Raw genomic sequence first — 24,325 nt, forward strand, 5'->3', positions numbered from 1 at the left:
CCGCACATGTCCGAGACCGAGATCTTCGAGGCCCTGCGCTACACCGCCGACGTGGTGTGCGTCCGGGGCGACGAGGTGCTGCTGATTGAGCGCGGCTGGCCGCCCTTCAAGGGCTTCCTGGCGCTGCCCGGTGGCCACGTCGACCCGGGCGAGACCTCCCGGGCCGCCGCCGCCCGGGAGCTGCTGGAGGAGACCGGCATCCGCGTCGACCCGGCGGACCTGGTGTTCGTCGGCCTCTACGACGCGCCCGACCGGGACCCGCGCGGCCGGTACATCGGTGCCGCCTACGCGGTGCGGGTGCCCGAGGGCACCGAGGCCGTGGCCGGGGACGACGCCGTCTCCGTGCGGTGGGTGCCGCTGTCCGGCCTCCCGCGTATGGCGTTCGACCACCGCTGGATCGTCTCCGACGCCCGGCGCGCCGTCTTCGACCGCTGATCCGCCCGACCACGGAAGGGAAATCCCGTCATGAACCGTCATCTCGCCGCCGTCCCGCCGCCGGACGGCGAATCGGTGGACCTTGAACGGCTGGCGCTGCTGGTCGCCGCCCAGCTCAACACCGGCCAGAACGCCGCCCTGCTGCCGGCCCCTGCCCGAGCCCCGGTCACGGCCGAGGTGGCGACGCGCCCCCGGCCGAGCGACCCGGCCGTGGCCCGGTTCGGCGGGTACGTGGCGGCCGGCGCGGGGGCGGCGGCGGTGCTGATCCCGGTGCTGCTGGCGACGACGGCGGCGCTGGTGGCGGTCGGGATGGCCGCGCTGGCGCTGGCGATCTCGGCGCTGGTGATCCGGTGGATCATCCGCGACATGCGGCAGAACTGACGACTGCCCGTCCTTGCCCGGCTGAAGTGCCGGGCGGGGGTGGGGAGTCGGGACAGTCCCGGCCCGCATGGGGAGGCACCGCGATGGCCAACCACTCGACGCCGAACGGCAACGGCGCGACCAGCAGCACCCGCAACGGCTTCGGCTCGGGCGCGTCCTTCAACCCGTCGTTCGGCGTCAACGTCAACGTGAACAAGGGCGGCTCCGGCGGCGCGAACGGCTTCGGCGCGGCGGCGAACCCCGGCGTCGGCCTGGACCGCTCCAGCGCGCTGGCGCTGCCGGAGCCCGCGTTCTACTCCGCCGCCGACGTCCGCTCGTACTGCGAGGCCCTGCGCGCGTTCACCGTCTACGCCTCCATCGAGGTGGCGGTGGCCGCCGAGATCCTCAAGGCGACCCTGGAGCAGGCCCCGGTAGGCCCGGGCGCCCACCTCTTCGAACGGCGCATGAAGGCCCGCACGGTGGGCCGCAAGATGTACCGCGCAGCCGAGGCGCTGGCCGACGCCGCGAAGGACGCCGCCGCCGTCTGGGCCGCGTTCCAGCGCGAGTACGCCGACGTGATGACCCCGCAGCCGCGCCCGCAGGCGCGCCCGTTCCAGTTCTGACCAGGAGGGACGACGCCATGTCGAAGTCGAAGGACACCGCCGCCGAATCGGAGCGGCAGCATCGCGAGACGCTGGAGGGCTCCAGCACCGGCAAGGGCATCGCCGCGTGGATCGCCCACCGCGCGAAGCCGTACACCCCGCCGTGGATCTTGACCGGTGCCGCCGGTGTGGCCGCGTCGGTGGCGTGGGTGCCGGCGCACGGCTCGGCCGGGTACGGCGTCGGACTCACCCTCGGGTCGGGCGCGCTGACCGGCGCGACCTGGTGGGCCGCGAAGAAGACCGGCCCGCAGCGCCGCCTGCACTCCGCCGTGACCGTCGCCGCCGGGTCGAGCTGGTTCACCGCCGTCGCCCTGTCCGGCTGGAACAGCTTCACCTTCGGCGCGTTCTGGCTCGGCGGCAGCGTCCTGGCGCTGTCGTGGAACGTCCGCCAGGTGATGCGCCGCAACCCCGACGCCATCGCGTCCGCCGCCGACGCCGACGGGACGCTGCTGGAGAAGGTGAAGCTCGCCGGGGCGAAGATCCGCAACATGGAGGTGGAGCCGAACCGGGTCACCGCCCAACTCACCCTCCCGGCAGGGGAGATGACCAATGACGACGTCACCCGCTCGCTGGGCAACATCGCCTCCGCGCTCGACGTCGCCCCCACCGCCGTCCGGTACCTGCCCGACCCGGACTCCGCCCGCCGCGGCGACCTGGTGATCGTGCCCCGCGACATGCTGTCCGAGGTGGTCGAGTGGGAGACGCCCACCCACGTCGGCGGCTCCATCGCCGACCCGCTCGTCATCGGCCGCTACGACGACGGCACACCGATGATGCTGTGGCTGCCCGGCGACCCCGCTGCGGGCCGAAACTCGACGCACCTGGGCATCTTCGGCATGTCCGGCTCGGGCAAGGGCGACGGCGCGCTCAACGTGGTCTGCGAGATCATGGGCCGCGACGACGTCATCATCTGGTTCTCCGACCCCAAGTCGTTCCAGGACTTCGGCCCGCTGCGGCCCGGCATGGACTGGTCCGTCGAAGGCGGCGCGGCGACCGAAACGATGGTCACCGCGCTCCAGGCGGTCATCCCCGCCCGCACCGCCTGGCTCGGTGCCCACGGCTACCGCCAGTGGACCCCGCAGGCGGCCAAGCCCCAGACCGACCCGGCGCACTCCTGCCAGAAGGGCCGCGCCTGCGGCTGCGCGGGCATGCCGTACCTGGTCGCCTGGTTCGAGGAGGCCGCGAACACCCTGCGCTTCATGGGAGAGGACGCCTTCACCGGCGTCGCGCAGGAAGCCCGGAGCGCCGGTATCGCGCTGGTCATCTCCCTCCAGCGCCCCAGCCACGACCAGATCTCCACCAGCACCCGGGCGTCGATCCCGTCCGTCCTGACCTTCGGCCTGGACACCCGGGATGAGGGCATGGCGCTCCCGTCGTCGGTGCTCGACGCCGGCGCGCACCCCGGGGCGTGGGGCAACCGCCGCCCCGGCTACTGCTACCTCGTCACCCCCGGCGTCGACGAGCAGCGCTACAGCGCCCCCGCCCGTACCTTCCGCTTCACCGGCCGCGCCGCCCGCGTCATGGAGCAGCTCGCGGCGTGGTCCGTCCGCAACGGAGCGAAGGTCGACCCCGTCACCGCCGGCGCGGCGGCCGCCGCCGTCGGCAAGGCCTACACCGAACGCTCCAACGGCCAGACCGACACCGAAGCCGAGGACGGGGCCAGCGTGTACGTGAACGACGCCGACGACACCGAGACCGGCGCGGACGGCCGGGTGGACGCCGAGGATGCCGACATCGACCCGAACGCCGAACTCGGCGCGGTCCCGCCCGCGATGGCGAACTGGACGTTCGCCGGAGAACCCGCCGACGGCGGCCCCGACTTCACCCCCGAAGAGGCCCGCGCCGCGATGGACGCCATCGTCGCCGAGTTCGAGCAGAACGGCGTGATGGTGATCGGCCCGAAGGACGTCATGGAGCACGCCGAGCGGTTCGGCCGCAAGCGCCCGTGGGTCTCCGGCGAGTTCCGCCGCATGGTCGAGGACGGCCGTCTGGCACCCACCTCCAAGGCCGGCCGGTACCGGATCGTCCCCGCCATGGCCGGCGTCTGACACCCCCTGACGCCTGACACCCCCTGACACCCAAACCCCTAGGCAAACGCGGTGTCAGACGCGCCCTGACGCCCCCTGACACCCGCGCCTGACACCTGCCCTGACAGTCCGGCGAGACGGCCCCGCCAGGCCGCCCGCCGGGCCGCACCGCGACCGGAGGAAACCCGAATGAACCTCACCCGCCCGTCCAACGGGCTGCGGGTGCTGGACGCGTTCTGCTGCGCGGGGGGTGCCGGAACCGGCTACCACCGCGCCGGGTTCGACGTCACCGGCATCGACATCCGCCCCCGCCCGAACTACCCGTACCGGTTCGTCCAGGGCGACGCGGTCGAGTACATCCGCGCCCACGGGGCCGAGTACGACCTGATCCACACCTCGCCGCCGTGCCAGGCCGGATGCGCGCTCACCGTCGGCACCAACACCGCCATGGGCTGGGGCACCCCCCACGTCGACCTGGTCGCCGCCACCCGCGCCGCCGCCGAGTCCACCGGCCGGCCCTACGTCATCGAGCAGCCCAACGGCCGCGCCCCGGTGCGCAAGGACATCAGCCTCTGCGGCGAGATGTTCGAGCTGGGCGTCCTGCGGCACCGCAACTTCGAACTCGGCGGCTGGACCATGCCCAACCCCGCCCACCCCCGCCACCGGGGCCGCGTCCGGGGCTGGCGACACGGCCAGTACCACGACGGCCCCTACGTCGCCGCGTACGGCTCCGGCGGCGGCAAAGCCACCATCACCGAGATGCAGCACGCCATGGGCATCACCTGGACCGACGTCCGCGAAGAACTCACCGAAGCCATCCCCCCGGCCTATACCGAACTGATCGGCCGCCACGCCCTCGCCCGGCTCGTCGGTACGCCTGTCCCGCTCGCCGCCTGAGGCTCCGGCCGTGGCCGCCCTCGACTGGCGCGACGCCCGGCAGTACGACCGCACCCGCACCCTCTCCTGCCGCTGGTGCGGCCACCCCACCCCACTGCGCGACGAGCAGCGCAGACCCGCGCACAAGGTCTGCGCCGAAGCCGCGACGAACAACAACGACGGCGGCCCCCTCTGCCAAGAAACGGGGCCGCCGCCAATCCAGCACCGATCTAGAGAACTGGAGACACCAGCATGACCGAACAGACCCTGATCCGGGGAGACCACCTGTCCGTGGCGCTCTCCCTTGCGGCATCCGGCATCCCCGTGCTGCCGCTGCGGGCCGGGAAGGTACCGTTCGGCAACTGCCCCGCCTGCGCGAAGAACGCGTGCGGCGGCCGGCCGAACATGAAGACCCCCGGCCCCTGCACCTGCCCCCACCCGTGCCACGGCTGGGCCGCCGCCACCACCGACCCCGCCGTCATCGGCTCGCCCGTGTGGACGCGGGCGTGGCGGCAGGCGGACGGGGTGGCCTACCACCCCGGCGGCGCGGGCCTGACCATCGTCGACCTCGACAACGCCGACGCCATCGCGTGGGCGCACGACAACCTGCCCGCCACCCGGATCGTGACCACCACCCGGGGCGAGCACTGGCTCTACCGGGGCGTCATGCCGTCCGCCAACGCCGTGCGGCCCGGCGTGGACGTCAAGTCGTCCATGTCCTACGCCCGTTGGCTCGGCTCCGGCACCGGCACCATGACGGACCTGCCGGACGCCGTCCGCGACCTGCTCGTGAGGGAGTCCGCCCCGGTCCGGCCTGTGCGTGTCTCCGTGTCGGTGCCGGCCGGGGGCGGCCGGTGCCCGCACCGCAGCCCCGTCTTCCTGGAGCGCGGCATCGCCATGGCCGAGCAGACCATCACCGCCGCCACCGCCGCCGTGCACGCCACCGTCTACGGGGCGTTCCTCGCGGTCCTGTCCACGCACGGCCGGTGCGGGTGCCTGACCGAGGCCCACACGCAGCGGCTGTTCGCCGCCGCCGGCGCGAAGGGCGAGACCGCCCGGCACTGCGCGGACGCGTGGTCCAACGCCCTGACCACGTTGGGGTTGTGACCGTGTCCGAGGACGAGAAGACCCCGGCGCGTGAGGTCATCGCCGACTACGCGCAGGCCCACTTCCGGTACTTCCGCACCGCCGACGGCACCGTCTACGCCCAGCGGATCGGCCACCCCGTCGCCCGGCCGATCCGCTCCCAGGGCACCACCGGCAGCCACCGCCAGGAACTCATGGTCGGCCTGTTCCGGGACGGCGTCGGCGTGTTCAACGGCACCGCCCTCAAGGAGGCGCTCGACCTGATCGAAGCGCTCGCCATGTCCGAGGCCGTGCAGCAGGTTCACATCCGCGTCGCCCCCGGCTTCGACGGCGCGACCTGGCTCGACCTCGGGCGCGCCGACGGCCTGTCGGTGCGCATCCACCCCACCGGCTGGGACGTCCTCACCCCCGACCCCCAGGAAGTGTGCTGGCGGCGCACCCAACTCACCGGCGAACTCCCCATCCCGGCCAAGGACACCGACGGCAAGGGCATCGACCTGCTGCTGCGGCTGACGAACTTCGCCAACGCCAGTTCCGAGTGCCTGGCCGTCGCCTGGCTCATCGGCTGCCTCGGCCCGTCCGTCCCCGTCCCCGCGCCGTTCCTCACCGGGCCGCAGGGCGCGGGCAAGTCCACCGGCGGCCGGATGCTCGTGCGGATCGTCGAGGGCATGAGCGGCGACCTGCGCCGGGCACCGAAGGACGAGGAGAACCTCATCGCCGCCGTCGCGGCCGGATGGGTCACCGCCCTCGACAACCTGAGCCACATGACCCCCGACCTGTCCGACGCCATGTGCTGCATCGTCACCGGAGCCGAGTCCGTCAAGCGCGCCCTGTTCACCGACGGCGACGTCCACCGCGCCTCCTACCGCCGGCCACTGCTGCTGACCGGCATCGACGTCGGCGTCATCCGCCCCGACCTCGCCGAACGCCTCCTACCCCTGCGACTGGAGCGGCCCAAGGTGCGCCGCACCGAGGCCGAACTGTGGACCGAGTACGAGCAGGTGCTGCCCGTCGTTCTCGGCTCCCTGCTCGACCTCACCGTCCAGGTCCGCGCCACCGAGGCGGAGACCCCCACCGACCTGCGGATGGCGGACTTCGCCCACCTGTGCGCGCAGCTCGACGCCGCCACCGGCCTCGGAGCGCTCGCCGCCTACCGAGCCAGCCTCGACGACCTGAACGACGACGTCATCGAGGGCGACCTCCTCGCACAGACCGTCCTCAAGCACGCCGAGACCATCGCCGCCGGCAGCGCGCAGCGGATGACGTCCACCGAGTGGCTCCAATGCCTCAGCCGCCTCTACGCGGGCGAGGAGACCCGCCCCCTGCCCAAGGGCTGGCCCACCACCGGCAAAGTCCTCTCCGACCGCCTCAAGCGCCTCCAACCCACCCTCGCCGCCCGCCAGGTCCTCATCGACACCGGCCGCACCATGACCGGCCGCTACCTCGAAATGGCCCGCCCCGCCCCCACCCCCCAACACGAGCAACCCGAACTGCCCGACCACCGAACCTGAACAGCAAGAGGAGCACGGCGTGCGCTCGCACCGCGTGCTCCTCTTGCTGTTGGCGGCCGCGCCGCCCCAGAACGCGCCGCGAAGCGGCTCCTCCTTTCGCCCTGAGGCGCACACAACCACCAACAGACAGCCCCTCCTTTTTCCTAAGTAGAGGAACGCTGCGTCATGTGCGTCATGACGGCCGAAAAACGGCCCCTGACCTGCGGTGAAGGGCATGACGCAGACGACGGACGCTGCGTCATCCTGCGTCATCTGCGTCATGGGCTGCGTCATCCGTGACGCAGCCCATGACGCACCCATGACGCACAACCCCGACGCTGCGTCATGCAAAACAGCAGGTCAGAGCACCCGCATGACGCTGATGACGCGATGACGCAGAAATCCCCACCTAGGACACACGCCCGGACCCGATCGACCAGCAGGAGTGGACCTTCATGAGCCAAGTCGCCCCTGTCGTACTGAAAGTCCCCGAAGTCATGGCCGTCCTCGGGATGAGTCGCGGCAAGGTCTACGACCTGATCCGCGCTAGGAAGCTCAAGAGCTTCACCGAGGGACGCTCCCGCCGCATCCCCCTCACCTCCGTCCACGACTACATCCGCACCAAGATGGAAGAGGCAGCCTGATGGTGAAGAAGCGGAACCCCAACGGCTCCGGCACGGTGACCAAGCGCAAGGACGGGCGCTACCAGGCGGCCGTCTACGTCCTCCAGCCCGACGGCACCCGGGCCCGCAAGTACGTCTACGGCTCGACCTGGCTGGAGTGCGACGAGAAGCGCCAGGAACTGGTCCGGCGGGACCGCCAGAACATCCCAACCCCCACCCGGTCGGCGAAGCTCTCCGAGTGGCTTCCCTACTGGTTGGAGCACTTCGTCAAGCCCAACCGGAAGCGCACCACCTTCGACAAGTACGAGATGCACATCAGGCTGCACCTCCTGCCGGTGCTCGGCTCCAAAACGCTGGAGGGGGTGGGCACGGCGGACGTCCGCCGGCTCATCGCCACGGTGACGAAGAAGGTGTCGGTGGCCAGCGCCAAGGAGTCGCACCTGGTGCTGCGGACCGCCCTGTCTGCGGCGGTCCGGGACGAGCTGATCACCCGCAACGTCGCCAAGCTGGTGCAGGCCCCGCGCGTGAAGTACCGCGAGACGCGGCCGTGGAGCCTGGACGACACCCTGCTGTTCCTGGAGGGGGCCCGATCGGACGCGCTCTACCCGGCGTTCGTGCTGGCCGTGGCGCTCGGCCTCCGTCGGGGCGAGATCCTGGGGCTGCGGTGGCAGGACGTCGACCTGGACCGGCGGACCCTGACGGTGCGCCAGCAGCTCCAGCGCGTCGACGGCGAGCTGTACGCCGACACCCCGAAGTCGCGCCGGACGCGGGTGATCCCGCTGCCACTGATGTGCGTGGCCCCGCTGCGCTGGCAGCGGCTGCGGCAGGCCGAGCAGCGTCGCCAACGTCTGGCAGCCGGCCGGGACTGGCGCCCGTCCGACTTCGTGTTCACGACGGGCACGGGGCGGCCGGTGGAGCCCCGCAACCTCAGCCGGTCGTTCACCCGGATCTCGGCGGCCGAGGCGTTGCCGCCGGCCCGACTGCACGACACCCGGCACGGCTGCGCGACGCTCTTGGCGGCGGCCGGGGTGCAGCCTCGTGACCTGATGGCGATCCTCGGGCACAGCCAGATCGCGGTCACGATGGAGGTCTACGCCCACGTGGTGCAGGACAACCAGCGGGAGGCGATGAGCCACATGGACCGGCTGCTGAAGCGCCGTCGACCGGGTCGCTGATGTCAGTTTGAGATGTCAGAAGGGCCCCCGACCGATACCGGTCGGGGGCCCTTCTGCGTTCGCAAGTCACTGACGTGCGGAAAGTGCGGAGCCCCCTGTCGGGTTCGAACCGACGACCCCCGCTTTACAAGAGCGGTGCTCTGGCCAGCTGAGCTAAGGAGGCGCGGTGACCGTCCGCAGGATCCACGGCGGCACCAGTGGGCAGTGTACCGGGCGGGAACGGGGGGATGCGGGGTTGTGGGCGGGATATGGGACGGCCCGGCCCGATCTCCCGGGCCGGGGGCGTTCGGAGTGGGTCGGGCTCCCTCGGAAGCGGCCTCGCCGGGCCGTCGCACTCTTGTGCGCCGGCTCGGGCCGGGCCTATCTTGACCGGCTGTCGGCAACGGCCCAACCCGATTCGGACGGTGAGCCATCAATATCGAATCACTACCGACCTGGAGCCTTTGGGTACTGGCCGCGCTGGGCTCGGGCGTTCTGGCCGCCACCGTCCTGTGGATGGCGCCGGCCCGACGGAGGCGAGCCGTTGCTCTTCGGAACATCGGACCGGCGATCGTCTTCTACTCCGCCGCGGCCCTGCTCAACCGCCAGACCCGGACGATTCTCTTCGTCGGCGCAATCGGCTTCCTCCTGGCAGCCGGGCCACTGCGGTGGATGGGCAAGATCCCCGAGGACATGCCCTCGGCCCGCGACCCCGAAGTCCGGCTCCACCCGCAGTACAAGCAGGTGGCCCGCCGTGGCCGGATCGCAGGCATCGCGATCGGTCTGGCCGAACTCGTGATGGCCGTGGTGGCGTTCAACCTCCAGGACCACTGAAGTACTGCCGCAAGCGCCGGGGCCGCCGCATCCGCAGGGTGCGGCGGCCCGGTCGGCTGCTGGTGGCACTTCCCCTCCGGCCGGGCGTGACCGGATCGATGCGGAAGTCGGGGGCGGGGGAGGGCTGACAAAAGGACGAGTCGGCAGGTACCGTCACGAGGAGTCGCACCCGGGCCAGTGGTCCAGACCACCCGGGACGGCAGAGACCACTCCACCTTTACTCGGATCGTCCGGCACGTTCCTGCCGGTGAAGGAGCGAAGCAGCATGGCTTCTGTGACGTACGACAAGGCCACCCGCATCTACCCGGGTGCCGACAAGCCGTCGGTCGACGCGCTCGAACTGGAGATCGGCGACGGCGAGTTCCTCGTCCTGGTCGGCCCCTCCGGCTGTGGCAAGTCCACCTCCCTCCGCATGCTGGCCGGCCTGGAGGACGTGAACCAGGGCGCCATCCGCATCGGCGACCGCGACGTGACCCACCTGCCGCCGAAGGACCGGGACATCGCGATGGTGTTCCAGAACTACGCGCTGTACCCGCACATGACCGTCGCCGAGAACATGGGCTTCGCCCTGAAGATCGCCGGCGTGAACAAGGCGGACATCCGCACCAAGGTCGAAGAGGCCGCCAAGATCCTCGACCTGACCGAGTACCTGGACCGCAAGCCGAAGGCGCTCTCCGGCGGTCAGCGCCAGCGTGTCGCGATGGGCCGCGCGATCGTCCGCCAGCCGCAGGTCTTCCTGATGGACGAGCCGCTGTCGAACCTGGACGCCAAGCTCCGCGTCTCGACCCGTACCCAGATCGCCGGCCTGCAGCGCCGCCTGGGCATCACCACGGTCTACGTCACCCACGACCAGACCGAGGCCATGACCATGGGTGACCGCGTCGCGGTGCTCGACAAGGGCGTGCTCCAGCAGGTCGACGCCCCGCGCGCGATGTACGACCGGCCCGCCAACCTGTTCGTGGCCGGCTTCATCGGCTCCCCGGCGATGAACCTGATCGAGGTTCCGCTGGTGGACGGCGGCGTCAAGTTCGGCGGCTCGGTGATCAACATCGACCGCGAGGACCTGGCGAAGGCCGGCTCCGCGAAGAACGTCGTGGTGGGCATCCGCCCCGAGCACTTCCAGATCGTCCCGGCCGGTGGCGTCGAGGGCGTCGCCGTCACCGTCAACGTGGTCGAGGAGCTCGGCGCGGACGGCTTCGTGTACGGCACCACCCAGGTGTCGGGCCAGGACAAGGACATCGTGGTCCGCGTGCACAGCCGGGAGATCCCGCAGCGCGGCGAGACCATCCACGTCGTCCCGGTCGGCAACGAGACCCACGTCTTCGCCACCACCGGTGAGCGCCTCAGCCGCTGAGCCGCCGACGCGGCCGCCGACGGCCGCACCGGAACCCCCTGCCGACAGCTGTCGGCAGGGGGTTCCGCCGTTCCCGGGGGCCTTCGTCAACCCGATGGCGGAACAAAACAGGACACCCGTCACTCGTTGGGGTAACGCGGCGCGCCTGTTCCGCCACGCACCGCTACTCTCCTGTGCGTGAAACAGCTCGTTCGCCGAATCGGCCAGACCGTTGCCCTCACTCTGCCGGTCGTCCTCGTGACCACCGGCACCCTCGCCGTCACCCGTGTCCCATGGGCCCCACCGACGGGGCTGGACCAGCAGGTGGTCGCGGCGTCCAGCGGGGACGGCACCATCGGCCGGACCTCCACCTCCCCCAACACCCAGGGCATGGCCGCACAGGAGGCCCTCCGGGTGGATCTGATGGAGGAGCTCAAGAACCACAACCCGGGCACCGCGCTCGACCTCCTGGAACGCACCATGCGGGAGAAGCCCTCGCTCACCCCGTACTGCAGCACCCTGGCCGGCGAGCTCGGCCGCGCCGCGGTGAAGAAGTACCAGGGCGACGTCCAGCGCGCCCGCTCCTTCGCCCGCCCGGTCTGCGACGGCTCCTTCGCCGCCGGCGTCGTCGGATAGCCCGAGCACAGCCGGGGAGGCACGCCGACAGGGGCGCGGGGAACTGCGCGAAGCGGAAGGCACCCGTCAGCGGGATCGCGACGCAGGACAGTGACCTGCACCTGATCGCGACCTTGCGGGCGGGCCTTGCGCTTGTCGCGCAGTTCTCCGCGCCCCTGTCGGCGTGCCTCCCCCGTTTCGCAGCAGCACCAACCGCTCTCCCGCACGACAGCACACCACACGCACGACAAAGGGCCCCTGCCAGGAGAAGTTCCTCCCGGAAGGGGCCCTGTCGCTGCGTCAGACCGTCCCGCCCGCGGCAGCCGGTCGCATGCCGAGCTCCAGCAGCGGCGGCCCGCTGCCGAGCAGCCCGCCGATCACCCCCTGCGAGGGCTGTGAGCGGGGGGTGCTGGGCGTGCCGCCCGCGCCGCCGGTGGCGCCGCCGGAGCTGGTGGCCCCGGCGCCGGCTCCGGAGCCGCTCCCAGAGCCGCTCCCGCTGCCCGTCCCGGCGTGCGGGGAGGAGGGGGAGCTGCCGGTCGGGCCGGTGCTGGGCTTGGGCTTGGTGCCGCTGCGGCTGGGCGAGGGCGTCGCCTTGGTCGGGGACGGCGTGGGCGTCGGCGAGGGGCTGGCCGGGGAGGGCGACGGACTGTTGCTCGGCCACACCGGGGTGCCGAAGTCCGTCGACGGGCGGACCGGCGCGGTGCGGCCGGTCCGCACTGCGGCGCCCAGCAGCGAGCCGCTCAGCAGCGTCAGACCGACCACCACCGCGGTGACCACCGTCCGACGGCGCAGCATCCGCCGCCGGACGGCGGCGGGTTCGGCGGGCCCGTGGCGGCGGAACGCCTCCAGCGCGATCCGGCCGTCCAGCGAGGCGAACGGGGCGCCGGCGATCAGCAGCGGGCTCCAGGCCGCGAGGAAGATCAGGTCGGGGGTGTCGTAGGCCGGCACCGCCCGCCAGCTGACGGTGAACAGCAGGGCCGCGGACAGCGCCATCGCGCCGCCGGCGGCGAGTCGCTGCCACAGGCCGAGGATGGACAGCACGCCGATCACGATCTCCGCGAAGGAGACCGCGAGGCCCGCTCCGACCGGGTGGGCCATCGCGAAGTCCAGCAGCGGCTGGGCGACCTTCCACGGGTGCAGCGAGGACAGCCAGCGCATCATCGAGCCGCGTTCGCCGCCGTCGAAGTACACCGGGTCGCACAGCTTGTTGAAGCCCGCGTACACCGACAGCGAGCCGAGCAGCACCCGCAGCGGCAGCAGCACCAGCCCGAGGTCGACCCGGCGGCCGGGGTACCAGGCGTGCTTGGAGCCCTCGCCGAGCGACGGCACCTCGGGCAGTTCGCCCTCGGGGTGCCAGCTGTGCCCGCCGACCCGCACGGAGTCGTCCAGCAGCTCGGCGATGCCCACCCGCGAGGTCTCGTCCGGGGCCGGGCCGGAGCCCGTGGCGGCGCCGGAGCCCCCGTACTGCCGGGGGACGGCCTGCAGTTGCTGGGTGTCCTGTTCGGCGAAGGCCTTCGCCGGGGCGGGCACGGTGTTCAGCCGGACGGCGTCGAGGAGCCGGGTGGCGGCGGTGTCGCCGGGGCCGGCCTGGCCGCTCCAGGTGACCACCCGGGTCTTGCGGCGGGGTGCGGCGCCGGTGACGGAGGCAGCGGTGATCCCGGCCAGGGCGGGCGCCGCGGCCGCCGCGGGCACCACGACCTGCGGGGTGACCAGCGGGCGGGTGCCGTACGGGTCTCCGAAGGCGGCGCCCGTCGGGGGGTCGATCAGTGCGGTCACCGGGCCGGAGAGCCTGACCCGGAAACTGGCCTGGGTGCTGCTGAGCTTCGCCGGGTCGGACGGAACCCGGACCGTGTTGAGGCCCGGGCCGTCGTCTATCGCCGCGGGGCGCTGCCCGAAACGCCGAGGTGTTCTGGTGTCCACACCCCTCTAACCGGGTGACGGGCCCGGAGGACACTCTCCCGGGTGCATTCCGGACGGGGATTTGAAGTGATCATGAGAAATCCGATCGGGCGCGATCGAACCCGATCGGTTGACTCATGAAAGTGACGCACCTCCGGAGGATCCCCCGGAGAAACCCCGGGAAGACCTTCGGAGGTGCGTCACGCAGCGTGACGAAACGCCGGCGTCAGCGCTTGGCGCGCAGCCGGGCGGCCTCGTACAGCACGATGCCGGCGGCGACACCGGCGTTCAGCGACTCGGTCTGGCCGGGCATCGGAATCCGCACCCGCAGGTCGCAGGTCTCCGACACAAGCCGGGACAGGCCCTTGCCCTCGGAGCCGGCCACGATCACCACGGGGCCGGTCAGCGCGTCCAGCTCGCCGATCTCGGCCTCGCCGTCGGCTGCCAGGCCGACCACCATCAGGCCGGCCTTCTGGTAGGCCTCCAGCGCGCGGGTCAGGTTGGTGGCGCGGGCCACGGGCAGCCGGGCCGCCGCACCGGAGGAGGTCTTCCAGGCGCCGGCGGTCATACCGGCCGCGCGGCGCTCGGGGATGACCACGCCGTGCGCGCCGAACGCGGCGGCGGACCGGACCACGGCGCCCAGGTTGCGGGAGTCGGTGACGCCGTCCAGCGCCATGATCAGCGCGTCCTGCCCGGTGTTGGCCGCCTCCTCCAGCAGGTCGTCGGGGTGCGCGTACTCGTACGGCGGGACCTGGAGCACCAGGCCCTGGTGGTTCAGGCCGCCGGTCATCTGGTCCAGCTGCGGGCGCGGGGCCTCCATCAGCGGGATGCCGCGCTCGTTGGCGGCCTGGAAGGCGTCGCGGACGCGGTCGTCGGTGTCGATGAACTGCTGCACGTACAGCGCGGTCGCGGGCACGCCGCCCTGCAGCGCCTCGACCACCGAGTTGCGGCCCACCACCAGCTCGGCTGCGCCCGCGCCACCGCGGCCGCTGCGCGGGCCGCCGGAGCGGCGCATGCCGGCCCGGGACTTGGCGTCGCGCTCACGCTTCAGCGCCGCGTTGGCGGCGCGCTGCTTGGGGTGTCCCTTGCGCTCCTCGCCGCGCGGCGTCGGGCCCTTGCCCTGCAGTGCCTTCCGGCTGTGGCCGCCGGTACCGACACTCGCGCCCTTCTTCGACCCGGGGTTGCGGCGGTTCCTGCGCTGGCTGTTGCCGGCCATGGCTGTACTTCCTGTCTCTGCGTCTGCTTCGTGCGTGGGGGCCGCACCCATACAAAGGTACGGCCCCCATGCGCCCCGAGGGGCTACTGGTTGATCGTCCAGCGCGGGCCGGACGGGGTGTCCTCGATCGCCAGCCCGGCCCGGCCGAGCTGGTCGCGGATGGCGTCCGCGGTGGCGAAGTCCTTGCGTTCACGGGCCGCCTGGCGCTGTTCCAGGACCAGCTTGACCAGCGAGTCGACCACGCCGGTGAGCTCCTCGCCCTGGCTGCCGCCGCCGGCCCAGAAGTCGTCCAGCGGGTCGAGGCCGAGCACGCCGAGCATCGCCCGGACCTCGGCGAGCCGGGCCGCGGTGGACTCCTTGTCGTCCGCGCCGAGCGCGCTGTTGCCCTGCCGGACGGCGGTGTGCACCACGGCGAGGGCCTGCGGCACGCCCAGGTCGTCGTCCATCGCCTCGGCGAACGCCAGCGGCACCTCGGGCGCGGCGTCGACCGCGCCGCAGCGCTCGACGGCGCGCTCGATGAAGCCCTCGATCCGCTGGAACGCGGTCTCGGCGTCGCGCAGCGACTCCTCGCTGTACTCGATCATCGAGCGGTAGTGCGGGCCGGCCAGGTAGTAGCGCAGCACGATCGGCCGCCAGCGCTGCACCATCTCGGAGACCAGCACCGAGTTGCCCAGCGACTTGGACATCTTCTCGCCGCTCATGGTGACCCAGGCGTTGTGCACCCAGAAGTTGGCGAAGTCGTCGCCGTACGCCTTGGACTGGGCGATCTCGTTCTCGTGGTGCGGGAAGATCAGGTCCAGCCCGCCGCCGTGGATGTCGAACGAGCTGCCCAGGTACTTGTGCACCATCGCCGAGCACTCCAGGTGCCAGCCGGGACGGCCGCGGCCCCACGGGGTGTCCCAGCTCGGCTCGCCGGGCTTGGCGGCCTTCCACATGGCGAAGTCGCGCGCGTCGCGCTTGCCGGTCTCGTTGTCGCCGGAGGGCTGCCGCAGGTTCTCCAACTCCTGGTTGGAGAGCGCCAGGTAGTCCGGGTACGTGGTGACCGCGAAGTAGACGTTGCCGTCCGCCTCGTACGCGTGGCCGCGCTCGATCAGGCCCTGCATCATCTCGATCATCTCCGGCACATGGCCGGTGGCCCGCGGCTCCGCGCTCGGCGGCAGGCAGCCGAGGGCGTCGTAACCCTCGTTGAACGCCCGCTCGTTGGCGTGCGCGATCTTCCACCACTCGGTGGACTGCTCGCGCCCCTTGGCGATCACCTTGTCGTCGATGTCGGTGACGTTGCGGACGAAGGTGACCTCGTAGCCGCGGTAGCGGAACCACCGCTGCATCACGTCGAAGTTGAGTCCCGACCGGATGTGCCCGATGTGCGGGGGCGCCTGGACGGTGGCACCGCACAGGTAGATCGAGACACAGCCCGGCACCAGCGGGACGAAGTCGCGTACCTGGCGGGTCATGGTGTCGTACAGGCGAAGGCTCACAGCGTCCAGAGTAGTGGGCGGCGGGGGGTGCCCCGCCACCTTCCGCCTACTCGGCTCGATTCGGTGTCAGACGTGGTTGACGACCTTGCGCGGGCTGAGCCGCACCACCACCCGCACCGCGTCCGGCTCGTCCCACGCGTAGTCCTGGCCCCGGTACTTCTGCGCCAGTTCGTTGATCAGCTCCCGGCCGCCCTCGGTGGTCATGGTGACCTCGCCGCGCGCCTCGAAGTACTGGTAGGGGCTGTCCGACGGGTTGACCAGCAGGGTGATCCGCGGGTCGCGGACCAGGTTGAGGTGCTTGCGGCGGCCCTGCACGGTGGAGAACAGGATGTCGTCGCCGTCCCGCTTGACCCACACTACGGAGGACTGCGGGCTGCCGTCCGGCTGGATCGTCGAGACCACCGCGAAGCTCTTCGTGTCCAGCAGCGCCTTCACGCCGTCGGCGAGTTCCACGCCCATGATTCCTCCTGTGACCGAGAAGTGACGCACCGTCAGTCCAGGCTAGGCGGACGGCCGTTCATAGACCAGCGCCGTGGCGATCGCGGCGAGTCCCTCGGCCCGGCCGGTCAGGCCCAGGCCGTCGGTGGTGGTGCCGGAGACCGACACCGGCGCGCCGACCGCCGCGGACAGCGCCGCCTGCGCCTCGGCCCGGCGCTTGCCGATCTTCGGACGGACGCCGATCACCTGGATCGCCACGTTGCCGATCTCGAACCCGGCCTCCCGCACCAGCCGGGCGGCCTCGCCGAGCAGCGCCACGCCGGCCGCGCCCGCCCACTCGGGGCGGTCGGTGCCGAAGTGCGCGCCCAGGTCGCCGATCCCGGCGGCGGAGAACAGCGCGTCGCAGGCGGCGTGCGCGGCCACATCGGCGTCCGAGTGCCCGGCCAGGCCGGTCTCGCCCGGCCAGTCCAGCCCGGCCACCCGCAGCGGCCGGCCGGCCTCGAAGGCGTGCACGTCGGTGCCGATGCCGATCCGCGGCAGGATCGGGATGGTGGTCTCAGTAGGCATCGGTGGCCCTCCGGCGGGCGAGTACGGCCTCGGCGAGCACGAGGTCCAGCGGACGGGTGACCTTGAACGCCTCCTCGTGGCCGGGCACCACGACCACCCGGCCGCCGAAGCGCTCGATCAGCCCGGCATCGTCGGTCACCTCGACGGCCTCGGCGACGGCCCTCTCGTGCGCCGCGACCAGACCGGCCAGATCGAAGCCCTGCGGGGTCTGCACGGCGCGCAGCGTGGAGCGGTCGGGCGTGTCCAGCACCGGCTCGGGGCCGGCCGGCTGCGGCTCGACCCGCTTGACGGTGTCGGCCAGCGGCACCGCCGGCACCACCGCCTCGGCGCCGGCCCGGACGGCGGCGGCCACCGCGTCCACCACCTCGACGGGGACCAGCGGGCGGGCCGCGTCGTGCACCAGCACCACCCGGGTGCCGGCCGGGATCGCGGCCAGGCCGAGCCGCACCGACTCCTGCCGGCTGGCGCCGCCGGGCACCACCCGGACGTCCTTGCCGTCCAGGCCGTGGCTGTCGAGCAGCGCGACGACCTCCGCCACGCCGTTCGGCGGCGCGCACACCACCACCAGGCCGACCGCCCGGCTGCGGGCCAGTGCCCGGACCGCGTGCACCAGCAGCGGCACGCCGCCGAGTTCGCGCAGCGCCTTGGGGGCGCCGGGGCCGAGTCGCTCGCCGCGTCCGGCGGCCGGGACGACCGCTGCCGCGAGCTGTGCTGAGGCGTTCAGGTTTGGCTCCTTGGTCGCGATGGGTATGGCCCGTGCCGAACGCGGATTCGCGAGCGGGCAGGCCCCCTTCCTGACTGCACGTTAGTGGAACCGCGCCGTCCCTTCCGCCACTGTTTCGCCGTGCCGTTCCCCTTCCGGGCCTTCCGGGCATGGCGAAGCGCCCGAGGCGCCCTTTCGGGTGCCATCGGGCGCTACGTCGAGCCGAGTTGCGCTCGAAGCCGTCTCCGTTGTGCCGAGGCCGTCTCCGGGGCCTTCGGCCTCAGGAGGCGAGGACCTCGTCGAGCAGCGTCTCGGCCTTGTCCTCGTTGGTGTTCTCGGCGAGCGCGAGCTCGCTGACCAGGATCTGGCGCGCCTTGGCGAGCATTCGCTTCTCGCCGGCGGACAGGCCGCGCTCACGCTCGCGGCGCCACAGGTCGCGGACCACCTCGGCGACCTTGATCACGTCGCCGGACGCGAGCTTCTCCAGGTTCGCCTTGTAACGGCGCGACCAGTTGGTGGGTTCTTCGGTGTACGGCGCGCGAAGCACCTCGAAGACGCGGTCCAGGCCCTCCTGGCCCACCACGTCGCGGACACCGACGAACTCGGCGTTCTCCGCGGGAACGCGAAGAGTCAGATCTCCCTGCTGCACCTTCAGCACCAGGTAGGTCTTGTCCACACCTTTGATCTGGCGAGTTTCGATGGCCTCGATCAGCGCAGCCCCGTGATGGGGGTAGACCACCGTGTCGCCAACCTTGAACGTCATGTGACAGGACCCCTTCCGTGGCTTTCCAGAATAACACGCTTTTCGGCTGACCCGAAGGGCGTTTTCGCAGGTCAGGGCGGGTCCCAGGGCTTGACAACCACCCCCGTCGCATGCTGCGACCGGTGTTCGACGGGGGCTTCTCGCAGGTCGGAGGCGGTCTGACCAGGGCGGTCAAACCTCTGGTCACACTCCCGAAACCATGATTGGATCTTGAGTTTTTGCCCCCGACTCGCCGAGCCGCCCGGATCGTGATCGGACCGCGACACGGGGCCACCCCGTGAGAGCCGGATATATGTGGTCGGTAGTGTGGCCTTCGACCACCGACCGTGATCCCCTCTTCCGTGGATCGTCCCCACCAAGGAGAAGTCGCCGCCGTGAGCCGGAGCCTTCGACGCGGCGCTGCCGCCGCCCTCGTCCTCGCCGCGATCGTCCCGCTGTCCGCCTGTGCGGCGGGCAACGACGCGGACACGCTGCAGATCAAGCCGGACAATGCAGCGGCCTCGATCGACAACTCGGCCAAGCTCAACAACATCGTCGTGGTCGCCCCCGAGGGCTCGGCCGGCGAGTACACGGGCCCGCTCGCGGTCACCGCGAACATCGCCAACCCCGCGCCGAAGGACGACCTGGTGCTGACCGGGATCAAGGTCGGCGGCACCGCTGCCCAGCTGACCGACGAGCACGGCGCGCAGGTCTCGCAGATCGTCATCCACGCCGGTGAGTCGGTGCTGCTGGGCGGCCCGAACGGCGGTGCGGGCGCCCAGGTGTCGAGCGCCAAGGTCTCGGTCGGCGGCTACACCGACACCACCTTCAGCTTCAAGAACGCCGGCGACGCCACCGCCAACGCCAACGTGCAGCCGGCCGCCGGCTACTACCAGGGCTTCGGTCCGCAGTCGAAGTCCTCGGCGTCGCCCGCCGTCACCGCCTCCCCGGGCGCGGTCCCGTCGGCGTCCCCGACCGGTGCCGCCGGCGCCCCGGCCGGCAGCCCGTCGCCGTCCGCGCACTGACACCGGACAGCATCACGAAGGGGCCCCGCCGCGGCGGGGCCCCTTCGTGGTGTGTCGCGGACGCGCCCTACGGCGCGGAGCCGGCCTACGGCTCGAACTTGTAGCCCAGGCCGCGGACGGTGACCAGGTAGCGCGGCGCGCCCGGGTCGGGCTCGATCTTCGCCCGCAGGCGCTTGACGTGGACGTCCAGGGTCTTGGTGTCGCCGACGTAGTCCGCGCCCCACACCCGGTCGATCAGCTGCATCCGGGTGAGCACCCGGCCGGCGTTGCGCAGCAGCATCTCCAGCAGGTCGAACTCCTTCAGCGGCAGGTCGACCTTGGCGCCGTCCACCGTCACCACGTGCCGGTCGACGTCCATCCGGACCGGGCCGGCCTCCAGCGCGCCGGGGGCGGCGGCGCCGTCGCCGTTCGCGTCCTCGCCGCGGCGGCGGAGCACCGCGCGGATCCGGGCGACCAGCTCGCGGGTGGAGTAGGGCTTGGTGACGTAGTCGTCCGCTCCTATCTCCAGCCCGACGACCTTGTCGATCTCGCTGTCCTTGGCGGTGACCATGATCACCGGAACGTTGGAGCGGACCCGCAGCTGGCGGCAGACCTCGGTGCCGGGCAGGCCCGGCAGCATCAGGTCGAGCAGCACGAGGTCGGCTCCGTTGCGCTCGAACTGCTCCAGCGCGTCGGGCCCGGTGGCGGCGATCGCCACCTCGAAGCCCTCCTTGCGGAGCATGTACGACAGGGCGTCGCTGAACGACTCCTCGTCCTCGACCACCAGTACACGGGTCACGATCGGGCCTCCGGGGCAGGATGTGTGGGTGCTGCAGAGGATGCGCGGTCCTCGACCGGGGCCTGCCCGGCGGGGAGCCGCAGTGTGAAGGTGGAACCCTGGCCCTCGACGCTCCACACCGACACGGTGCCGCGGTGCGAGGCGGCGACATGCTTGACGATGGACAGGCCGAGGCCGGTTCCACCGGTGAGGCGGGAGCGGGCGGGGTCCACCCGGTAGAAGCGTTCGAAGATCCGCTCGCGGTCCTTCTCCGAGATGCCGATGCCCTGGTCGGTCACCGAGATCTCGATCAGCTCGCCGTCCGCCTCGCCCAGCGCTGCGGCGCTGGAGATCCGGCGGGTGGCGATCGCCACCCTGGTGCGCGGCGGGCTGTAGTTCACCGCGTTCTCCACCAGGTTGCCGAGTGCGGCGGCCAGTTGGCCGCGGTTGCCGACCAGGTACAGGCCGGTGGTGCCGCCTGCGGCGATGACGATCTGCTTGGCGGCGGCGGTCTGCCGGCAGCGGTCGATCGCCTCGGCGATCAGCTCGTCCACCGAGACCGGCTCCGGGTCGACCTTCAAGCGGTCGTCCTGGACCCGGGAGAGGTCGATGATCTCCTGGACCAGGCTGGCCAGCCTGGTCGCCTCGACCTGCATCCGGCCGGCGAAGCGCTGCACCGCCTCCGGGTCGTCGGCGGCGTCGGCGACCGCCTCGGAGAGCAGCGAGAGCGCGCCGACCGGGGTCTTCAGCTCGTGCGAGACGTTCGCCACGAAGTCGCGGCGGATCGCCTCGATCCGGCGGCGCTCGGTGCGGTCCTCGACCAGGACCAGCACCAGCCGGGAGCCCAGCGGGGCGACCCGGACCGAGACCGCCAGCGGTTCGGCGGCCCGGGCGGAGGCGCCGGGGCGGGTGAGCTCCAGCTCGATCTGCCGGATCTCACCGTCCCGGCGGGTGGAGCGGGCCAGCGAGAGCATCGGTTCGACAGCCACCTTGCCGCCGCGGACCAGGCCCATCGCGTAGGCGGCGGAGGAGGCCTTGACCACCTCGTCGCCGTCGCCGAGCACGATCGCGCAGGAGCGCAGCACCGAGAGCACGGTGTCCACGCCCGGCGGCAGGGCCGGTTCCTGAAGGGGCTCCGGCCCCGTATTCCTGCTGCTGCCGTTGCTTCCCCGGTTCTGCTCGCGCTCGCTCCAGCGGAAGGCGATGGAGGCGGTGAGGCCGACGCCGAGCCCGGCTATGGCGCAGGCAGCGGCGGCGGCCACGTTCACGTCCATGCCTGCCAGCGTAAATGGTGCTCGGGCGAGCTCCGTAAGGGTGCGATCAAGGCATCGGCCGGGCGTTGCCGAGAATTCACCTTCACGATGCTGCTGATTCACCGCTGAGGCCGCAGGGGGTCGCCCGAACGGACAAGTCTGGGCCGTGCAAGCCCGTGTGGGCGGTGACGCGGCTACCATTCGCGCCACCAGCAGCGGCCGTCCGTTCGGTCGGCCCCGCATCGGGCCGCCCGGTGCGGGGCGTCCGGTCGGCACCGCCACCGACACCGGTACTGGAGGAGAAGAGCGCAATGCGCGACGCGTACCACGAGGAACTCGACTCGATCAGCGACGGCCTGGTCGAGATGGCCCGCCTGGTCGGCTCGGCGATGGGACGGGCCACCACCGCACTGCTGGACGCGGACCTGGAGCTGGCGGAGAGCGTGATCGCCGCCGACGAGAAGGTCAACAACCTGCACCACGACCTGGAGAACCGGGCCATCGACCTGCTGGCCCGCCAGCAGCCGGTCGCCACCGATCTGCGGATCGTGGTCACCTCGCTGCGGATGAGCTCCGACCTGGAGCGCTGCGGCGACCTGGCCCGGCACGTCGCCAAGGTCGCCCGGCTGCGCTACCCGGAGACCGCCGTCCCGAACGACCTGCACCCGATCGTGCTGGAGATGGGGCAGCTCGCGCAGCGCCTGGTGGCCAAGGCCGGCCTGGTGATCGCCACCAAGGACGTGGACAAGGCGCTGGAGCTGGAGGCGGACGACGACGCGATCGACGCGCTGCACCGCGAGCTGTTCTCGCACCTGCTGGACGACCGCTGGCACCACGGCATCGAGACCGCGGTGGACGTCACCCTGGTCGGCCGGTACTACGAGCGGTTCGCCGACCATGCGGTGTCGGTCGCCAAGCGCGTGGTGTTCCTGGTCACGGGCGAGCACGTGGACGAGTTCATCGCCGCCGCGGACTCGGCCGAGTAAACCTTTCTCCAGTGCGCCCCCAGGGGGCGCACGCCGCGCGAACTGTCCACCCCCGCACGCCCGTTGACGGTACGTCGGGCTGCCGTTTCACTCGAAGGGACGGGCGTCCACCGGGCTGCCCGGCTCCGCCCGGACGAGGAGGCTGCAGCGCGATGAAGACGACCGGCAACCCGACCACTCCCCCGCCGAGCCCACTCGCCCCGACCGCCGCCAAGCTGCTGCCGGTCCTCGCCGCGGGCTGCGGCTGCGGCCCGGGCTGCGGCTGCGGCTGCCAGTCCGGCGCGCCCTGCCAGTGCGGCGGCGCGACCGGCGACTGCTGCGGCGGCGGTCACTGACGGCGCGCACAGGGGCCGGGCACCCGTCGGTGCCCGGCCCTCGTGCGTGTCGGCGTGTGCCCGCGCGCGCCCGCGCGCGCTCATACGTGCCGGCGTGTGCCCGTGCGTGTTCGTGCGTGCTCGTGCGTCAGAAGGTGACGTCCATGCACTGGTAGAACGCGTTGCCGGTGTCGGCGATGTCCCAGACCGCCAGGATCACCTGGTGGCCGGTCAGGCCGGACGGCAGCGTGGCGGTGTGGCTGAGGGTGGCCGGGGGCTCCTTGCCGCCGTAGGGCACGGTCAGGATCGGGGTCGGGTTCAGGTTCGCCCGGGTGATCTTGGTGGTGGCGTCGTAGCCCGGCTTGGTGATGAAGTACCGGAACTGCGTGGTGGCGTGCCGGGCCTCGAAGGTCCAGGTCAGGGTGAGCTGCTGACCGGCGGTCACCTTGGTGGTCGGCCAGCCGCCGCTGCGCGGGTCGTCCAGCTGGGCCCAGCGGGCGTCACCGCCGGCGCACAGCGTGCCGTCGGCCGGCCCCTGCGCCGGGAAGCCCTTCGGGCCCTCGACGCTCTGCGGCTCCCACTGGATGTCGCCGCACTTCTTCACCACGCCCGCGCCGCACAGGCCGGCCCGGCTCGGCGGGGTGGTGATGTACCCGTGCGAGCTGGCGGGGATCGCCGTCGCCAGGGTCGCTGCGGCGGCCGCGATGCCGACCGCCAGGATGTTGCGCTTGCGCATGGTGCTCCTCCGTGGGGGTGGATGGAGTACATGCACGGGCAGGCGCGGGACCGCGTGGGGGTTGCGGCCAGCTTTGGCATGCCCGCGCTGACATTGACCACCACGCTAGAAGCCCCCACCGACCCCCGTCAATGGTCTGAACCATTCTTCGTGGTCTGAACCACTCGCCCCCGCCCGGCAGTTGACGCACCCGCCCCCGGGCCGCCTGAAATACCCCATTCAGGCGGGCGCCGACGATGCCGGACGCCGGGCAGGTCGCCAACCGTCAGTCGAGGCCCTCGACAATGCGGAAGTCGCGCTCGACGGCGTCGGAGAGCACGGCCAGCGCCTCCTGATAGGCGTCGCTCTCGCGGGCCGCGACGGCCTGTTCGAAGCTGTCGAACTCGATCAGGATGGTGCGCTCGACGATCCCGGCCTCGTAGGCGACGACCCGGCCGTCACGGGCGAGGAGCCGCCCGCCCCCGGCCCGGACGGCCGGACCGGCCAGCTCGTTGTAGGCGGCCAGCTTCTCGGCGTCGAAAACGGCGCGGTAGACACTGACCCAATAGCCTTTCGGCACGGAATCCCCCGGTGTTCGTAAGAGCACATCCGAGCCCGAATATAGAAGGCACTCGCGGTCGGCATCGCGGAACAGCCGATTTCCGCGCCTGATCAGGTCGGGTCCGGCCACGGCCGTCGAAACGACGGCGTCCCGGCGCGAAGGCCTGCGGCCCGCA

Annotated in this window: 27 protein-coding genes and 1 tRNA gene; 16 read left to right on the forward strand and 12 right to left on the reverse strand. The window is 71.9% G+C overall.

The features are described from left to right. Positions 1 to 6 precede the first annotated feature (6 nt). The 10 genes from ACIQF6_RS06740 to xerC all read left to right on the forward strand — a co-directional run bounded on the left by ACIQF6_RS06740 (position 7) and on the right by xerC (position 8,734). Positions 7 to 435, forward strand: a complete 429-nt coding sequence (locus ACIQF6_RS06740) for an NUDIX domain-containing protein (RefSeq protein WP_400890950.1) — start codon at positions 7 to 9, stop codon at positions 433 to 435. 30 nt (positions 436 to 465) lie between these two features. Next, positions 466 to 816, forward strand: coding sequence for a hypothetical protein (locus ACIQF6_RS06745; RefSeq protein WP_400890952.1), 351 nt, complete (start codon positions 466 to 468; stop codon positions 814 to 816). Between the two features lie 83 nt (positions 817 to 899). Next, complete coding sequence (traA, locus tag ACIQF6_RS06750) at positions 900 to 1,418, forward strand: plasmid transfer protein TraA (protein WP_400890954.1); 519 nt, start codon at positions 900 to 902, stop codon at positions 1,416 to 1,418. A 17-nt stretch (positions 1,419 to 1,435) separates the two neighbouring features. Beyond that, positions 1,436 to 3,505 carry a plasmid transfer protein TraB gene (gene traB, locus ACIQF6_RS06755; RefSeq protein ID WP_400890957.1) on the forward strand — a complete coding sequence of 690 codons (2,070 nt, stop codon included), beginning with the start codon at positions 1,436 to 1,438 and terminating at the stop codon, positions 3,503 to 3,505. Positions 3,506 to 3,673: 168 nt separating this feature from the next. Further along, on the forward strand, positions 3,674 to 4,381 hold the full coding sequence (locus ACIQF6_RS06760) for a DNA methylase (protein WP_400890960.1): 708 nt from the start codon (positions 3,674 to 3,676) through the stop codon (positions 4,379 to 4,381). A gap of 10 nt (positions 4,382 to 4,391) precedes the next feature. Then, positions 4,392 to 4,616, forward strand: a complete 225-nt coding sequence (locus ACIQF6_RS06765; protein ID WP_400890963.1) for a hypothetical protein — start codon at positions 4,392 to 4,394, stop codon at positions 4,614 to 4,616. Further along, positions 4,613 to 5,467, forward strand: a complete 855-nt coding sequence (locus ACIQF6_RS06770; RefSeq protein ID WP_400890965.1) for a bifunctional DNA primase/polymerase — start codon at positions 4,613 to 4,615, stop codon at positions 5,465 to 5,467. The genes ACIQF6_RS06765 and ACIQF6_RS06770 overlap by 4 nt, the downstream gene beginning before the upstream one ends. 2 nt (positions 5,468 to 5,469) lie before the next feature. Then, a complete protein-coding gene (locus tag ACIQF6_RS06775) occupies positions 5,470 to 6,957 on the forward strand; it encodes an ATP-binding protein (RefSeq protein WP_400892159.1) in 1,488 nt (495 codons plus the stop codon). 434 nt (positions 6,958 to 7,391) lie between these two features. Continuing rightward, positions 7,392 to 7,580 carry a helix-turn-helix domain-containing protein gene (locus ACIQF6_RS06780; RefSeq protein WP_400890967.1) on the forward strand — a complete coding sequence of 63 codons (189 nt, stop codon included), beginning with the start codon at positions 7,392 to 7,394 and terminating at the stop codon, positions 7,578 to 7,580. After that, the gene (gene xerC / locus ACIQF6_RS06785; RefSeq protein ID WP_400890969.1) at positions 7,580 to 8,734 is read left to right on the forward strand and encodes a tyrosine recombinase XerC; all 1,155 of its coding nucleotides are present in this window, start codon (positions 7,580 to 7,582) and stop codon (positions 8,732 to 8,734) included. Before ACIQF6_RS06780 ends, xerC begins: the two co-directional genes overlap by 1 nt. A gap of 89 nt (positions 8,735 to 8,823) precedes the next feature. Here the strand turns inward: xerC and ACIQF6_RS06790 are convergent. Further along, positions 8,824 to 8,897, reverse strand: a tRNA-Thr gene (locus ACIQF6_RS06790). 332 nt (positions 8,898 to 9,229) lie between these two features. Here ACIQF6_RS06790 and ACIQF6_RS06795 point away from each other — a divergent pair. The 3 genes from ACIQF6_RS06795 to ACIQF6_RS06805 all read left to right on the forward strand — a co-directional run bounded on the left by ACIQF6_RS06795 (position 9,230) and on the right by ACIQF6_RS06805 (position 11,516). Next, on the forward strand, positions 9,230 to 9,547 hold the full coding sequence (locus ACIQF6_RS06795) for a hypothetical protein (RefSeq protein WP_400890971.1): 318 nt from the start codon (positions 9,230 to 9,232) through the stop codon (positions 9,545 to 9,547). 265 nt (positions 9,548 to 9,812) lie between these two features. Next, on the forward strand, positions 9,813 to 10,901 hold the full coding sequence (locus tag ACIQF6_RS06800; RefSeq protein WP_400890973.1) for an ABC transporter ATP-binding protein: 1,089 nt from the start codon (positions 9,813 to 9,815) through the stop codon (positions 10,899 to 10,901). A 177-nt stretch (positions 10,902 to 11,078) separates the two neighbouring features. Then, a complete protein-coding gene (locus ACIQF6_RS06805) occupies positions 11,079 to 11,516 on the forward strand; it encodes a hypothetical protein (RefSeq protein ID WP_400890976.1) in 438 nt (145 codons plus the stop codon). A 279-nt stretch (positions 11,517 to 11,795) separates the two neighbouring features. Here the strand turns inward: ACIQF6_RS06805 and ACIQF6_RS06810 are convergent, their stop codons facing one another. From ACIQF6_RS06810 to ACIQF6_RS06840, 7 genes are all read right to left on the reverse strand, one after another. Further along, entirely contained in the window at positions 11,796 to 13,271 is a 1,476-nt protein-coding gene (locus ACIQF6_RS06810) for a DoxX family protein (RefSeq protein ID WP_400890979.1), read from the reverse strand. Between the two features lie 349 nt (positions 13,272 to 13,620). Then, on the reverse strand, positions 13,621 to 14,610 hold the full coding sequence (gene rlmB, locus ACIQF6_RS06815) for a 23S rRNA (guanosine(2251)-2'-O)-methyltransferase RlmB (RefSeq protein ID WP_400890981.1): 990 nt from the start codon (positions 14,608 to 14,610) through the stop codon (positions 13,621 to 13,623). A gap of 83 nt (positions 14,611 to 14,693) precedes the next feature. Continuing rightward, on the reverse strand, positions 14,694 to 16,088 hold the full coding sequence (cysS, locus tag ACIQF6_RS06820; RefSeq protein ID WP_400890983.1) for a cysteine--tRNA ligase: 1,395 nt from the start codon (positions 16,086 to 16,088) through the stop codon (positions 14,694 to 14,696). A 66-nt stretch (positions 16,089 to 16,154) separates the two neighbouring features. Further along, positions 16,155 to 16,547 (reverse strand): PPOX class F420-dependent oxidoreductase, encoded by a 393-nt coding sequence (locus ACIQF6_RS06825; protein ID WP_400890986.1) that lies wholly within the window; start codon positions 16,545 to 16,547, stop codon positions 16,155 to 16,157. A 42-nt stretch (positions 16,548 to 16,589) separates the two neighbouring features. After that, the gene (gene ispF / locus ACIQF6_RS06830; RefSeq protein WP_400890989.1) at positions 16,590 to 17,093 is read right to left on the reverse strand and encodes a 2-C-methyl-D-erythritol 2,4-cyclodiphosphate synthase; all 504 of its coding nucleotides are present in this window, start codon (positions 17,091 to 17,093) and stop codon (positions 16,590 to 16,592) included. Next, entirely contained in the window at positions 17,083 to 17,844 is a 762-nt protein-coding gene (ispD, locus tag ACIQF6_RS06835; protein WP_400892161.1) for a 2-C-methyl-D-erythritol 4-phosphate cytidylyltransferase, read from the reverse strand. The genes ispF and ispD overlap by 11 nt, the downstream gene beginning before the upstream one ends. 232 nt (positions 17,845 to 18,076) lie before the next feature. After that, positions 18,077 to 18,559 (reverse strand): CarD family transcriptional regulator, encoded by a 483-nt coding sequence (locus ACIQF6_RS06840; RefSeq protein ID WP_014136563.1) that lies wholly within the window; start codon positions 18,557 to 18,559, stop codon positions 18,077 to 18,079. 374 nt (positions 18,560 to 18,933) lie between these two features. Between ACIQF6_RS06840 and ACIQF6_RS06845 the strand changes: the two genes are divergently transcribed. Further along, complete coding sequence (locus tag ACIQF6_RS06845; protein WP_400890992.1) at positions 18,934 to 19,563, forward strand: DUF461 domain-containing protein; 630 nt, start codon at positions 18,934 to 18,936, stop codon at positions 19,561 to 19,563. Between the two features lie 85 nt (positions 19,564 to 19,648). Here the strand turns inward: ACIQF6_RS06845 and ACIQF6_RS06850 are convergent, their stop codons facing one another. Next, entirely contained in the window at positions 19,649 to 20,341 is a 693-nt protein-coding gene (locus ACIQF6_RS06850; protein WP_043914922.1) for a response regulator transcription factor, read from the reverse strand. Then, entirely contained in the window at positions 20,338 to 21,594 is a 1,257-nt protein-coding gene (locus ACIQF6_RS06855) for a sensor histidine kinase (protein WP_400890995.1), read from the reverse strand. Before ACIQF6_RS06855 ends, ACIQF6_RS06850 begins: the two co-directional genes overlap by 4 nt. Positions 21,595 to 21,884: 290 nt before the next feature. On the opposite strand from ACIQF6_RS06855, the gene phoU reads away from it, so the two are divergent. Further along, a complete protein-coding gene (gene phoU / locus ACIQF6_RS06860; protein WP_400890998.1) occupies positions 21,885 to 22,559 on the forward strand; it encodes a phosphate signaling complex protein PhoU in 675 nt (224 codons plus the stop codon). A gap of 152 nt (positions 22,560 to 22,711) precedes the next feature. Then, entirely contained in the window at positions 22,712 to 22,894 is a 183-nt protein-coding gene (locus tag ACIQF6_RS06865; RefSeq protein WP_400891000.1) for a hypothetical protein, read from the forward strand. A gap of 127 nt (positions 22,895 to 23,021) precedes the next feature. On the opposite strand, the gene ACIQF6_RS06870 is transcribed toward ACIQF6_RS06865, so the two are convergent. Next, positions 23,022 to 23,609, reverse strand: coding sequence for a lytic polysaccharide monooxygenase (locus ACIQF6_RS06870; protein WP_400891002.1), 588 nt, complete (start codon positions 23,607 to 23,609; stop codon positions 23,022 to 23,024). A 265-nt stretch (positions 23,610 to 23,874) separates the two neighbouring features. Then, positions 23,875 to 24,168: a DUF1330 domain-containing protein gene (locus ACIQF6_RS06875; RefSeq protein ID WP_400891004.1), complete on the reverse strand. Its 294-nt coding sequence runs from the start codon at positions 24,166 to 24,168 to the stop codon at positions 23,875 to 23,877. Positions 24,169 to 24,325 lie beyond the last annotated feature (157 nt).

Source organism: Kitasatospora sp. NPDC092948, from assembly GCF_044754805.1.
GTDB lineage: Bacteria > Actinomycetota > Actinomycetes > Streptomycetales > Streptomycetaceae > Kitasatospora.